Annotated in this window: 10 protein-coding genes and 1 tRNA gene; 3 read left to right on the plus strand and 8 right to left on the minus strand. The window is 57.5% G+C overall.

What is annotated here, in order from left to right; all coding sequences use genetic code 11:
* The first annotated feature begins 194 nt into the window (after positions 1-194).
* A complete protein-coding gene (locus tag BM074_RS03740) occupies positions 195-1,157 on the plus strand; it encodes an NAD(P)H-dependent flavin oxidoreductase (RefSeq protein ID WP_091919838.1) in 963 nt (320 codons plus the stop codon).
* A gap of 46 nt (positions 1,158-1,203) precedes the next feature.
* Here BM074_RS03740 and BM074_RS03745 read toward each other — a convergent pair whose 3' ends face one another.
* The 3 genes from BM074_RS03745 to BM074_RS03755 all read right to left on the minus strand — a co-directional run bounded on the left by BM074_RS03745 (position 1,204) and on the right by BM074_RS03755 (position 4,945).
* Positions 1,204-2,013: an FAD binding domain-containing protein gene (locus BM074_RS03745; RefSeq protein WP_091919840.1), complete on the minus strand. Its 810-nt coding sequence runs from the start codon at positions 2,011-2,013 to the stop codon at positions 1,204-1,206.
* A gap of 12 nt (positions 2,014-2,025) precedes the next feature.
* A complete protein-coding gene (locus BM074_RS03750) occupies positions 2,026-4,371 on the minus strand; it encodes a xanthine dehydrogenase family protein molybdopterin-binding subunit (protein ID WP_091919842.1) in 2,346 nt (781 codons plus the stop codon).
* Positions 4,372-4,456: 85 nt separating this feature from the next.
* Positions 4,457-4,945 carry a (2Fe-2S)-binding protein gene (locus BM074_RS03755; protein ID WP_091919843.1) on the minus strand — a complete coding sequence of 163 codons (489 nt, stop codon included), beginning with the start codon at positions 4,943-4,945 and terminating at the stop codon, positions 4,457-4,459.
* A gap of 289 nt (positions 4,946-5,234) precedes the next feature.
* On the opposite strand from BM074_RS03755, the gene BM074_RS03760 reads away from it, so the two are divergent.
* A tRNA-Thr gene (locus BM074_RS03760) sits at positions 5,235-5,310 on the plus strand.
* Positions 5,311-5,324: 14 nt separating this feature from the next.
* Here BM074_RS03760 and vsr read toward each other — a convergent pair.
* From vsr to BM074_RS03780, 4 genes are read right to left on the minus strand one after another with little or no spacing between them, the layout of a single operon-like run.
* Positions 5,325-5,753 (minus strand): very short patch repair endonuclease, encoded by a 429-nt coding sequence (gene vsr, locus BM074_RS03765; protein WP_348271651.1) that lies wholly within the window; start codon positions 5,751-5,753, stop codon positions 5,325-5,327.
* Positions 5,735-6,787 (minus strand): DNA cytosine methyltransferase, encoded by a 1,053-nt coding sequence (locus BM074_RS03770; protein WP_091919846.1) that lies wholly within the window; start codon positions 6,785-6,787, stop codon positions 5,735-5,737. Before BM074_RS03770 ends, vsr begins: the two co-directional genes overlap by 19 nt.
* Positions 6,784-7,500, minus strand: coding sequence for an MAE_28990/MAE_18760 family HEPN-like nuclease (locus BM074_RS03775; protein WP_091919848.1), 717 nt, complete (start codon positions 7,498-7,500; stop codon positions 6,784-6,786). Before BM074_RS03775 ends, BM074_RS03770 begins: the two co-directional genes overlap by 4 nt.
* The gene (locus BM074_RS03780) at positions 7,497-8,615 is read right to left on the minus strand and encodes a DUF262 domain-containing protein (protein WP_091919850.1); all 1,119 of its coding nucleotides are present in this window, start codon (positions 8,613-8,615) and stop codon (positions 7,497-7,499) included. Before BM074_RS03780 ends, BM074_RS03775 begins: the two co-directional genes overlap by 4 nt.
* 519 nt (positions 8,616-9,134) lie before the next feature.
* Between BM074_RS03780 and BM074_RS03785 the strand changes: the two genes are divergently transcribed.
* Complete coding sequence (locus BM074_RS03785) at positions 9,135-11,564, plus strand: right-handed parallel beta-helix repeat-containing protein (protein ID WP_244532720.1); 2,430 nt, start codon at positions 9,135-9,137, stop codon at positions 11,562-11,564.
* A 3-nt stretch (positions 11,565-11,567) separates the two neighbouring features.
* Here the strand turns inward: BM074_RS03785 and BM074_RS03790 are convergent, their stop codons facing one another.
* Positions 11,568-13,139 carry a CYTH and CHAD domain-containing protein gene (locus BM074_RS03790; RefSeq protein WP_175498883.1) on the minus strand — a complete coding sequence of 524 codons (1,572 nt, stop codon included), beginning with the start codon at positions 13,137-13,139 and terminating at the stop codon, positions 11,568-11,570.
* Positions 13,140-13,253 lie beyond the last annotated feature (114 nt).

The raw sequence follows: 13,253 nt of genomic DNA on the forward strand, positions 1-13,253 counted from the left end.
CAGGCCGCAGAGCCCCAGATACACCCCATAAAGGGGTTGAGGTGCCTTGCGACAAGAACAGACGCTTATTCATTAAGATCGCTGCCTGCGGCGGCGCGGCTCGATCACATGGTTCTGGTTTCGCTTGCCGAATATTGCAGGTCTGGTAAAAGAGTTACGTTTACGCAAACGTCAAAATTTTCTGGGAGTGGTCGATGGCTTTGCCGGATGTACTTAAGTCGAAATTGCGCATTTCGGTCGTTGGTGCGCCGCTGTTCATAGTTTCGCATCCGCCACTGGTTCTCGCGCAATGCAAGGCCGGCATCGTCGGCTCATTTCCGGCGCTCAATGCGCGACCCGAGGCGCAGCTTGACGATTGGCTCGCAGAGATAACCGAAGAATTGCGCAATCACGACGAAAAGAACCCGGACCGCCCCGCCGCGCCGTTCGCTGTCAACCAGATCGTCCATCGCTCCAACAAGCGCCTCGAACATGACCTCGGCATGTGCGTCAAATACAAGGTTCCGATCGTCATCTCCTCCTTGGGAGCAGTCCCCGAGGTAAACGACGCGATCCACTCCTATGGCGGCATTGTCCTCCACGACATCATCAACAACCGCCACGCCAATTCCGCAATCCGCAAGGGCGCTGACGGGCTTATCGCCGTTGCGGCAGGCGCCGGCGGGCATGCCGGCCCGCTGTCGCCATTCGCCCTTGTCCAGGAAATCCGCGAATGGTTCGACGGTCCGCTGCTGCTCTCGGGCGCGATCGCCAATGGCGGCGCAATCCTCGCCGCACAGGCCATGGGCGCGGATCTCGCCTATATCGGCTCGCCATTCATCGCCACGGACGAAGCGCGGGCCATCGACGGCTACAAGCAGATGATCGTCGATTCGACCTCGACGGACATCGTCTATTCCAACTACTTTACCGGCATCCATGGCAACTATCTCAAGCCCTCGATCGCGAAGGCCGGAATGGACCCCGAGCATCTGCCGGAAGCCGATCCGTCGAAGATGGATTTCGAAGCGGCAACGACAGGTGCCAAGGCCTGGAAGGACATCTGGGGCTGCGGCCAGGGCATCGCCGCCGTCAAGGAGATCGTTCCTGCCGGCGAACTTGTCACGCGGCTGGAGCGGGAATACCACGCGGCGAAGGCGAAACTCTGCGCCGGGTGAATATGGCAACCGCCGCAACGACCCCAATTGGTTGAAGTCAAGCAGGCTACATCGGCCGGCTGGCGATTTCGGCAACGGCGCGCTTCGCCATCACCTTCACAAGATTGGCACGGTATTCCGCCGAGGCGTGCAAGTCGGACAGCAATCCGTTCGGATCGACTGTCAAATTATCCAGCGCCGATGCGTGAAAATCCGCCGCAAGCGCCGTCTCGGCATCTTCGAGGCGGAACACACCGTTCTCGCCGGCGCCCGTCACCGCGACCCTGACCGTATCGCCGGATTTGGCGACGAAGACGCCGGCCATCGCGTAGAGCGACGCTGGGTTGGGGAACTTCTTGTAGGCGGCCCGGTCCGGCGCCGTGAACTCGACTGCCGTTATAATTTCCTCGGGTTCCAGCGCTGTTTCGAAGAGGCCGGTAAAATAGTCCGCGGCGGCTATCGAACGGCGGTTCGTCACGATCGTCGCATCCAGCGCGAGAAGCGCCGAGGGATAGTCGGCAGCCGGGTCATTATTGGCGATCGACCCGCCGATCGTCCCCATATTGCGAACCTGCGGATCGCCGATATGGCCGGCAAGGCTGGTGATCGCCGGACAGATTTTTGCCAGTTCCACGTTCGTCGATACGTCATAATGGCTTGTGACCGCCCCGATACGGACGGTGCGGCCTGTGATCTTCACGCCCTTCAACGCTTCGATGCGACGCAAATCTACAAGATCGCTCGGTGAGGCCAGGCGTTGTTTCATCGTCGGGATGAGCGTCATGCCGCCGGCAAGATACTTGCCATCCTCGGCCTCGCCCATCTGCCGGGCAGCGCCTTCGACGGAGGTGGCGCGATGATATTGTGTCTCATACATGGCGTGCCTCCTTTATTTCGCCGCCTGCAGTGCGGCCCAGACATTTTGCGGGGTTGCAGGCATGGCCAGATTATTGTTGCTGATGGCATCGGTGACAGCGTTGATGACGGCCGGGGGCGAGCCTATGGCGCCTGCTTCCCCGCAGCCCTTGACCCCGAGCGGGTTGGAAGGACAGGCGGTCACGGTGTTCGTGACGGTGAAGGATGGCAGGTCGACGGCGCGGGGCATCGTATAGTCCATGTAGCTTGCCGTCAGAAGCTGGCCGCTGGCATCGTAGTGCGTGGCTTCGAGCAATGCCTGGCCTATACCTTGCGCAAGACCGCCATGCACCTGCCCCTCGACGATCATCGGATTGATGATGTTGCCGAAATCGTCGGCAGCCACGAACTGGACGATTTCGGTCGTGCCGGTCTCGGGGTCGATCTCGACCTCGCAGATATGGCAACCGCCCGGGAAGGTGAAATTCGACGGATCGTAGAATGCGCCTTCCTTCAAGCCCGGCTCCATGCCGGATGGAAGGTTGTGCGCCGTATAGGCGGCAAGCGCCACCTGGAACCACGGCACGCTCTTGTCCGTGCCAGCAACGCGCACATCGCCGTTCTTGATTTCGATGTCGGCTTCGTCAGCTTCAAGCAAATGGGCGGCAATCTTCTTGGCCTTGGCTTCGACCTTGTCGAGCGCCTTGGCGATCGCCGACATGCCGACGGCACCCGAGCGCGAACCATAGGTGCCCATGCCCATCTGCACCTTGTCCGTATCGCCGTGGACGATGGAAACACTATCGATGGGCACGCCGAACCGTTCCGCCGCTAGCTGGGCGAAGGTGGTTTCGTGGCCCTGCCCGTGCGAATGCGATCCGGTCAATATTTCGATCGTGCCGACAGCATTGACCCTCACCTCCGCGCTCTCCCAGAGCCCGACGCCCGCACCCAGCGAGCCGACAGCGGAAGAGGGCGCTAGGCCGCAAGCCTCGATATAGCAGCTCATGCCGATGCCGCGCAGCTTGCCGCGTTTTGCTGCCTCCTGCCGGCGATTCTCAAATCCGGCATAATCGGCGGCATTCATGGCCGCGTCGAGCGTCGCATCGAAATCGCCGGCGTCGTAGCACATGATCACCGGCGTCTGGTGCGGGAATGATTTCACGAAGTTCTTGCGCCGCAGTTCGGCGGGGGAAATTTTAAGTTCGCGGGCCGCTGTCTCCATGATGCGCTCAAGCACATAGGTCGCCTCCGGCCGCCCCGCGCCGCGATAGGCGTCGACGGGCGCAGTATTCGTATAGACGGTCTTCACATTGGCGTGGATTGCCGGAATGGCGTATTGCCCGGAGAGCAGGGTTGCATAGAGATAAGTCGGGACGCAGCTCGAAAACAGCGACATATAGGCGCCGAGATTGGCGATCGTCGCAACCTTGAGGCCAAGAATCCTGTGGTCGCTGTCGAAGGCGATTTCCGCGTGGGTGACGTGATCGCGCCCATGCGCATCGGTGAGAAAGCTCTCGGTGCGGTCAGCCACCCATTTGACGGGAACGCCGGCTTTCTTCGATGCCCACAGGCAGGTGATTTCTTCGGGATAAATGTAAATCTTCGAACCGAAACCACCACCGACATCCGGCGCAATCACACGCAGCTTGTTTTCTGGCGCGACATTATAAAATGCACTCATCACCAGGCGGGCAACGTGCGGATTTTGCGAGGTCGTCCAGCAGGTGTAGTGATCCTCACCGGAATCGTAGACGCCGAGCGTTGCCCTCGGCTCCATCGCATTTGGCACAAGGCGATTATTGACGATGTCCATGCTGGTGACGTGTGCCGCCTTGGCGAAGGCCGCATTCGTTGCTGCTTCGTCGCCAAGATCCCAGTCGAAAATCAGATTGTCAGGCGCTTCCGCATGAATCTCCGGCGCGCCCTGCTGCATCGCGTCGAGCGCGTTGACGACGACAGGCAATTCCTCATAGCTCACTTCGACTGCCTCGGCAGCATCGCGCGCCTCACCTTTGGTATCGGCGATGACAATAGCGACTGCGTCGCCAACATAACGCACCTTGTCGGTTGCGAGCGGCGACCAGGCGCCCATTTTCATCGGCGTGCCGTCCTTGGAGTGAATCATCCACCCACAGATGAGGTTGCCTATGCCGTCGGCCTTGAGTTCGCTGCCCGTCAGCACCGCGACGACGCCGGACATCGCCTTCGCCGCATCGACATCGATGCCGGTGATTCTGGCGTGGGCGTGCGGGCTGCGCACGAACGTCGCATGCTTCATGCCGGGGACGACCATGTCGTCGGTGTATTTGCCCTTGCCGGTGATAAACCTCTTGTCCTCCTTGCGAAGAACCCGTGCTCCGATACCTTCAACGCCCATGGTTAGTTCTCCCTGTCGCAGGCGGCCTGGCTGGAGAGATAATAGCGCTCCGGGGCGATGCCGCTGCTACACTTGAATCCGCTGATCAGGCAGCCTTTTCGGCGCCCTTCCCCATTTTTTCCGATGCGTCGAGCACGGCCTTGACGATGTTATGATAGCCGGTGCAGCGGCAGATATTGCCTTCAAGTTCGAGACGCACAGTGGCTTCGTCGAGGCCGTCTGGATGCCGCCGGATCAGGTCCGCCGAACTCATGAGCATGCCCGGCGTACAGAAGCCGCATTGCAGCGCATGATGCTCGCGGAAGGCGGCCTGCAACGGATGCAACTCGCCATTGAGGCCGAGCCCTTCGATGGTGGTGACCGTAGAGCCCGACGCCTGCGCTGCCAGCATCGTGCAGGATTTGACCGCCCTGCCATCGACATGGACGATGCAGGTACCGCATTGCGACGTGTCACAGCCGACATGGGTGCCGGTCAATCCAAGATTTTCACGCAGGAAATGCACGAGCAGCGTTCGGTCTTCGGCTTCGCCTTTGACAGCGCGCCCGTTCACGACCAGTTCAACCTTCGCCATAGGTTCCTCCCAGACCGTTGACTTGGCAGCAGACCGGCCTTCTCCCGAGGCCTGTCTGCGCGAAGAAGAGATTAATCGCTCCTACGCACTTGTCTATCGGCAAATAGAAAAATTCTAATGTGCGCCTTGTTGCACGCATCGCATGGCGGAATCGCGCGCCGGTTCTTCGAACGCCCCAAAAAAGCAGCGATCTCAAGGCTTGCATTCGGCGCGCAATGCGGGTATCAGGCGCGTCATCCTTCGGCATGACCGTCTCTGCCGAATTCAGGGATCGGGAAGCATCTTCCCTGCCGCTTTAGCTCAGTCGGTAGAGCACATCATTCGTAATGATGGGGTCGCGTGTTCGAGTCACGCAAGCGGCACCACCTGCTCCCAAGTTTTACCTGAGAAATTCTTCCAATACCTCGGACAGCTTTTCGATATTATTAGTTTCGCACTCCCAGACGACCAAACAAGACCATCCAATCCGGTCCAACTCTATTATCACCTTTTCGTCGCGAGCCTGGTTGGACGAAAACTTTGCTTCCCAAAACTTCGTTCTCGTCTTCGGAGTTGTCGCTTTTCGGCACCCGGGATGCCGGTGCCAGAAACAGCCATGAACAAAGATCGCCTTTTTCCGGGGCCGAAAGACGATGTCCGGTCGTCCTGGAAGCTCTTTCGCCTGTAGACGAAACCGATAACCCATGGAGTGGAGAACTCTACGAACGATCATCTCTGGTTTGGTATCTTGGGGGCCTACGCGGGCCATCAGCGAAGAACGTTCGGGCTTTATTGGTGGATCTAAGCTGATCAAGACTTCTCGCCACAACTCTTTACGTGATTAACGAGAATCTCTCCTATGAACTCGCCCAAGAGCACCGGCACGGCATTACCAATCATCCTTCCAAGTGTGCTAAAATTAATGGGCTCCCCATCTGGAATAAATTGATAATCTTTCGGAAAACTCTGTATCATGGCGGCTTCGCGCAAACTGATCGCACGGTCTTGCTCGGGATGCCCGAACCTTCCGTTCCCGAAGCCATAGCACTGAGTGGTCATTGTGGGCGCAGGCTTGTCCCACTCCATTCGACCATACACCGAGGGGTATGTGGAGCCGGACTCTCGTGCATGGCACCCAGAAATTAGATCCTTTGGCCAGTCTCGCCAAGTTCCGCCCGGCGTAGAATGACGTATGCGCGAAAGGTTCAATTCGCTGAGAGACGCGGACGCATGGAGCGGATCATTTGGGTCCGAAGCACCGGCAGTTAACGCTGGCAAACCGCCGATCGTATCCCGTACGCTGACCTGAGCCTTATCTGCATCCGGGATTGTAATCGGACCGAGCAGAGAAGCCACTAGAACAAGCCGCTGCCGCCTTTGCGGCAAGCCAATAGTGCGGCCATCTACTGCTTTAAAATCGACATAGTATCCGGCCGTGTGGAGATCGGAGACAAAATCTTTGAAAATCTGCTGCTTGCTCAGCGGAGGAACATTTTCCATCGTTACCAATGTTGGGCGAACAGCCAGGACCAATTTGGAAAATGACGTAAGCAGTTCCCAATCTTCGTGTGGCCCATCGCGTTTGGCAGATTGAGCATAAGACGAAAAGGGCTGACAAGGTGCACAGCCGGCGAGCAACGTTATTTCGGAGTCTCCGAATGCATTCTGAATATCAGACGGCATAAGTGAACCAACATCCGCTTCAAGAAACTTGGCAGCATTGTTGGCTTGCATCGGAAAGCGGCAGGCAGGATCAAGGTCGACACCAAGCCGCACCTTAATACCGGCCTTCGTCAAGCCGTGCGTCAAACCACCGACTCCACAGAACAAATCAACGGCAACGATTGGGTTTTCCACACTCATACCACAGCCTCTTCGGCCGCCAGATATCCCCTTTCATTCAGGAACGCATCATATGATCGCGTAACATATTCAAGGAATGGCAAAACTCTATTTGCCAAATTTGAAAGCTCGTCCAATGTCAAGTCATGTGCCCCTTCTTCAAAGGTGGAGTGTCCATGTGCGATTTCGTTTCTCCGACGAGCCAGATATTTAAGGGCAGTAGTCTCGTCGCGATATACGCGCTCATAAGCACCACGCTTGACCTCTTCGGTTAGCACGAGCGCACACCCCAGACGATCGGCGACTTTTTTAATCGCCTCATCGTCCCAACTCCCTGGCTCCCCCTTGACGACAAAAGCCTCCGGAGATTCACCTGACACTAAAGCCCCACTCACTTGTGTCAATCTTGTCAGCGCTCCTTCGCCAACTCGCTCCTCGCCACTCCATATGGCAGCACGTACCCATTCCCTCAAAATTGCTTCGGTCCAGCGTTTAGGTCGCTCTGTCACCACGGTTCCACCGACTACCGCCAAGGTTCTTGTTGTTACGGCCTCGACGATGTTGTACAGATGAATCAATAGGCCGGACTTGAGGGTATTGACATGCCTCACTTCTATTTGAGTATCTTCTTCCCCCACTGATTCGTCAACGCGAGACTGGAGCAGTCGCGCCACCTTTAAATGGCGCGCAAACTCGTATCGTCTTTCTTCAAGGTAAGCTAGGACGTCTCTCATTTTAGCAACAACCAGTCTCGAACCAGCTTAATTCGCCCCAGTAGCCTGCTCTTCACATTGGCTGCGTGGGACGTCGTGGCGGTCGCGAAATCTTGGGATTCCAGAAGTGGCGAAATGTCTGCCACTCGATCGAAGATCGTGGGGTCGGCCCGAAGGGCAAGAGCCGAACCCACCGCAATGGCTTCGAACCTAACGCGGGGAACTTGATTACCGGTCTCAGATTTCGTGAAGCCGTTTGGAGAAACTTTATTCACGAAAGCAAGGACTCGCTCGAATTCATCTTTCATTGCAGCAGCAAGGGGCGATGTCCCCGTTGCTGCGATCTCGGCAGCAATCCGCTCGTTCATTTCTTTAACGAAAGTGAAGTAGAACCGCCGTGGCTCTTCTCTATAGGTCGGTATATCGCCATCGCCTCCAGCAGAGTCGGGCTTGAAGCTCTCAAGATAGGCGAAGAAGCGCGCTATAAGTTCTTCCCGCTCGCGCTTGTCGACAAGTTGCGGACTGATCGGGGTTAGATCAATGAACTCCGGTTTTTTGGACAGATCGACAATCAAATCCATGAAAAGGCCAGGAAGGCTGCCGCGCCGAATCTCCGCGTCGTTTGCCGTCGTGCCGCCAGTATTGATTCGGGCGAACATTTCAGTACGGGTGACTTCGTCCGTCGTATTATCGAGAATAATTACGCGAATTGCAGTCTCTGCGAATTTAAGCTGCCTGGCCCCAGAAAAGTCCGTGTACCGCAAACCATTGGCGGCCGGTATCGTCTCTAAATCCTTCAAAGCAAATTTGTCGGCCATAAAGTCTCTGATTGTTCGCAGGCGCTGCGAACCATCCACGATTTCCATCCGCCCATCTTTATCTTGCCAAAAGAACACGAAGGGAATTGGCAAGCCCATAAAAACGGACTCGATAAATTTAGACTGTTTAGCCTGGTTCCAGACTAGCGCACGCTGATAGTCCGGCACGTAGTAGCGATCAGAATTTAGTTTCTGGACTATGAATTCGAAAGAATACTCCGTTACCGTAAACTTTACGGTTCGTGAGTATTCTAATATCTGCTTTTCCGCTTCATCAATATGTGTCGGATCAGGAAGCTTGCGCCGCGTTTTCTTCACCGTAAGTTCCTCAATATTTTGTGCTCTTAGATAACAAAAAACACCGAATCGTCCAGATTGAATCCTCGTATCAATACGTTCACAAAGGTTGAAGTCCAGTACATTTTAGTTCTCAGGTGCTGAAGTTTGAGGACGTCTTAGGCAAACGCAAAAAAGATGTCTTCCCGATTTGAAATCCGGTAGAAGATGCTGAATCAGAAATGCCGAAATGGCAGCAGTGGGTTAGTAGCGTCACAGGGTCACACAGCGTGCGATCCTGTGCTACCTCATTGAAAGCCTAGTCGGATCAAGGTTTTATCTAATCCGCTGAGCTCAGTAAATCCAGAATAACTATCTGAAATAAATACGAAAAAACAATTCGTAATGATGGGGTCGCGTGTTCGAGTCACGCAAGCGGCACCAGTTTCTCCTCGCCGCGCTTCTGTTGCACACGATAATCACGTTCAATTTATCGAGCGCCTTCTATCAAATCGCCGCGTGCTCTGGCTTCATGCACGAACAACAGGGGGCGAGTTCGGCATGCGCCATTTTCCACGGTCGATCATGGCGGTGATTGCGGGTTCCGTATTGGTGTTGGGCCTGATGGCCGGCGCAGGTGCGGCCCCCACTGGAAACGCCGCGTCGGCCGCGGCCGGCACCAGAAATGCAGAACCGGCGGATTTTGGTTTTCCCGTTCCGCACCCTGAACCGTCCTTGCCACCCGAAATCGATCGTTTTGCGCCACCGGCATTTGCCGCCGGTGCGGGCGCACCCGCAATTGCGGAAATCTCGCGCACTGCCGGACCCGATGAAATCATCTCGATGACGGGTGTCGGGCTGGACAAGCAAACCGGCTTTGGAATTTTCGCGCAGGCGCCCACCGCAATCGAGGGCAACCTCTCCTCGTCCAAGCCGCTACGCGCCGATGCGAGCGCAGCAACACTGCTGCTCCCCGCCTCCCTGCCGGCATGGTCGATGTATCTCGTTTGGCCGGAACGCGACGGGGCGCGCGGCAAGCCCTTTGCCGTCAACCGTACCGAAGCCTGGTGGCTCGGCCCGAACAATACGACGGCAGGGACGGCCATTTCGCTCTACGGACGCAACCTTGCGCATATGAACGGCACGTCGACGGCCTTTATCTACATCAAGCCTGCGAACGCGCCCGGCCTGTTCGTCGCCCCCACATCCGTCAACCCCTTCCGGGTCGAGTTCAAGGTCCCGGACCTCGCGGCTGGCTCCTACGAAGTCTGGGCCCATAACGGCCATGGCGGCCGCTTCGGCTGGAGTGGGCCGCTGCCGCTGCGGGTACTCGGCAAGTCGCCCTGGGCGGGACAGGAAGCGCGTATCCTCGATGTCAAATCGTTTGGCGCGACAGGCAATGGCACCAGCGACGATACCAGCGCTATCAAGGCAGCGCTCGAGGCTGCAGCAGCAAGCGCGCCCGCAACGCTGCATCTTCCCGCCGGGACCTATCGCGTGTCTTCCGCGCTGAGCGCGCCGGACAATGTCCGTTGGCTTGGCGACGGCATGGACCAGACGGTCATAAAGCTCGATGCCAATACGGGTACGCGCATGATCGACCAGGCGGAGCGTAGTGTGCAGTTCGAGCGGCTGACGTTCGACGCCAATGGCAATACCGGTTCGAAGCCGCTCATGAACCTCGGCGCCGTCTCGAATTTGCGGCTGCAATCGGTGCGGCTCATTGCATGGAATATTCCGGCGCTGGAAACGGACCGTTCGTCCGGTATCTACATCGATGGTTCCGAGCTCATCGAGAATGGATCATTCTATGGCAGCAGCAACCAGCTGTTCATGACCAATAACCGGTTCCGCATGACCGGCTATGGCGAATCGGTTGTTGCACTTTGGGGCGGCCGCGACTTTTCGATGATCGGCAACGATCTTGCCAATGCCGATGAGACCCGCGACGACGGCCACGGCATCGGCCGTTTCTTCGTCGCGCAGGGGCATTTCGGCAACCTCCGTAACATGTATTGGGAGGGCAATCGCTCCCACAATGCCGCGCCGCACGACTGCGACACCGTCGATTGCAACAAGGGCGAACAGATCTGCTTCGAAATGGTCGGCAGTGAGCTCAAGGATGGCTTAATCGGAGCGACGCCGACCAGCGTGACGCTCGCAGGGTTGGCTGCACCCGATGAGCGGAGCGGCCGCGATCTGGTGATCGTCGGCGGCGCTGGCGCAGGGCAACGTCGCCATATCGTTAACGTGAAAGCCAACACGGCGATGTTGGACCGACCCTGGAACGTCGTTCCCGACCGGTCGAGCCGGTTTGCATTCGCCGCCACCGCATCGCAGATCGCCATCTACAAGAACAGCTTCGAAGGCCGCGCGAGCTATGCCGAGCACGACTCGGATTCGACGGCGGTCCTGCTCTACGGCAATGTTTACGATGCAGTGGTGGACAGCAATCGGATTTCGCAAATGCGCCACGCCATGATGACCGTCGCATTGACGTCAACGTCGGGCCTCAGCCCCTACTTCCTGCAATATTCGAACAACACCATCTCCGACAGCAATAGTGGGCTTTATGTCGGAACGACATTCACGGATGCAGGAACAGCCGGGGTCTGGGGCGGTCTCGGCAATATTTACCGCAACAACACATTTGATCGACTTGCCCATATCGGCGTCGAATACGAAAGCTGGAGCTACGAGGGTGCCGACTATAATGGCACGGTGTTCGAGAAGAACAGGTTCACCAACCTTCCCTTCGGGTTCATCGATGGCTTCCGCCTGATGTGGACCTATAATGGAAATTTTAAGGAAGCGCCGCCGCGCAGTTCGCGCAAATACAATACCATTCTCTATCGCAACAGCTTTGATCGCGGGTCCGCACCCCTGCAGCGCAGCCTCGGTTTCAAGTCGTTGCAGCCGGCCAACACATGGCTGAATATCGATTCCACCTGGACCGGCTTTGCTGCCGGCAATAGCGGTCCATCCCAGTGAGACCTAATCCGAAAACAGCGGCTGGCGCTCGAAGTTTTTCCAGTCGCTCAGCAATTGATCTGCCTTGCCGATTTGATAGCAGCGCTGCCAGCCTTTCACGGCACCAATCGCGCGGTGAACACCGGGATCGGTCGTTGCCTCGCTGACCTGGTGCAGCAGTTCGCGTGACGTCACGATATCGTTTTCAGCGCCAAGGGAATCCTGCAAATGCGAGAGGCGCTTCAGATACTTGCCCGTCGCTCCATGACCGGCATAGAGCGGCAGAAAGAACTCCAGCGCATAGCGCAGCTTTTTCAGTGTGATTCGTACTTTGTGCCTTTGCTCGGGCGCCAGATGGCGGAAATGCCGGCCAAGCTTGAGCGCCTTACGCTCGATGCGGCCAAGGACGCGTGCACCAAGCTTGCCCACCGGCTCCGACAGAACGCCAAGCGTGCCGGCGCTGATGTCATTGCGCCAGTTGCGCTGCTCGATCACGAGACCGAGTGAAAGCAGGAAGCGATTGACGCCCGGCGAGGCGAGCACCTCACGCACCTTCACATAGGCCTCGTCCCTGAAGGGATGCGCAGCCATCCTGAGGCCGGAAAAGTCGATATCTTCGAGTTCGGCCATCTCGAGGTTGGCGACGGTCGATGAGATGAACACCTCCCAGTTGCGGGCAGGTCCAAGATTGCTGGCAAGCTGCTTGGCTTCGGCTTCGAGTGCAGCCAGCGCCGGGGCACCGATTTCGTGGCGCAGCAGCCAAAGCAATGTGCGCAGCCGGCGCAGTCCCACCCGCAACTGATGGACGCCATCCGGCACTTCGGAGAGCTCGGCGGGAACGAGATTGGCGAGTATCTGCTGATGGCAATTGCCCAGGAGAGCGGCGATGGCATCGTCAACAATATCGTCGCGGCCAATTCCGGACTGCGTTGCCTTGAATGCCTTGGGCGTCTTGATGCAGGCGAGTGCATAGCCGCGATCCGATTTCGTCTGGACGCCGAGCCGGAGCGGCTCGGTTTCCATGAGGCTGAGGCCAAGTTCATAAAGCGCCGCCGGGCGCCCCTGCTTCAACTCAAGTTCCACTTCCGAGATCGGCTGCTGCCAGGCGCCTGCCTCGACTTTCCCGTCATCGAAGGCGACCTCGATCTGGGCGCCCGGAACATCGACCATGAGCGCGTGCCGCCGCACATTGGTGGCGAATGCAGGAAAGAGCGATTGCGGATCGAGCTTATCGAACGGGGCGCCGATTTCCAGAAGCGGCAATGAACCCAGATCGGGGGCCATCGCATGGACTGGCGATTCCCATTCGTGGCGCGACAGGGCTCCGTTGGAAGCCGTGCGCTTGACCGTCTGGGTAAAGCTCCGGCCGGTGCGCCTGACGCGTAGCGTCAGTCCCGCGTCGAACAATGCATGATCTGGCGTGTCGAAGTAGATCGCTTCGAGCCGGCGGATGATCCCCTTGTTCCGCGCGGAAAGGCGCTGCAAGGCACTTTCGCGGAAGGCAGCGAATCGTTCGACTGCCACAAGCAGCTTCAATTCGGTCTCGACCGGCGGCTTCTGCTCACTGGTCCAAGGTTTATCGGTGATTGTTTCCACGCTTGCCACTTTCACGCCTTTTGGACCGAAACTAAACATATCACCGGTTGAACGACAATGCCGCATACCTCCGGTTGCAACTCACTTGCCTAAAGCCGACGACCCATTATATGT

This window comes from Phyllobacterium sp. CL33Tsu (genome assembly GCF_900113985.1).
GTDB classification, from domain to species: Bacteria; Pseudomonadota; Alphaproteobacteria; order Rhizobiales; family Rhizobiaceae; genus Phyllobacterium; species Phyllobacterium pellucidum.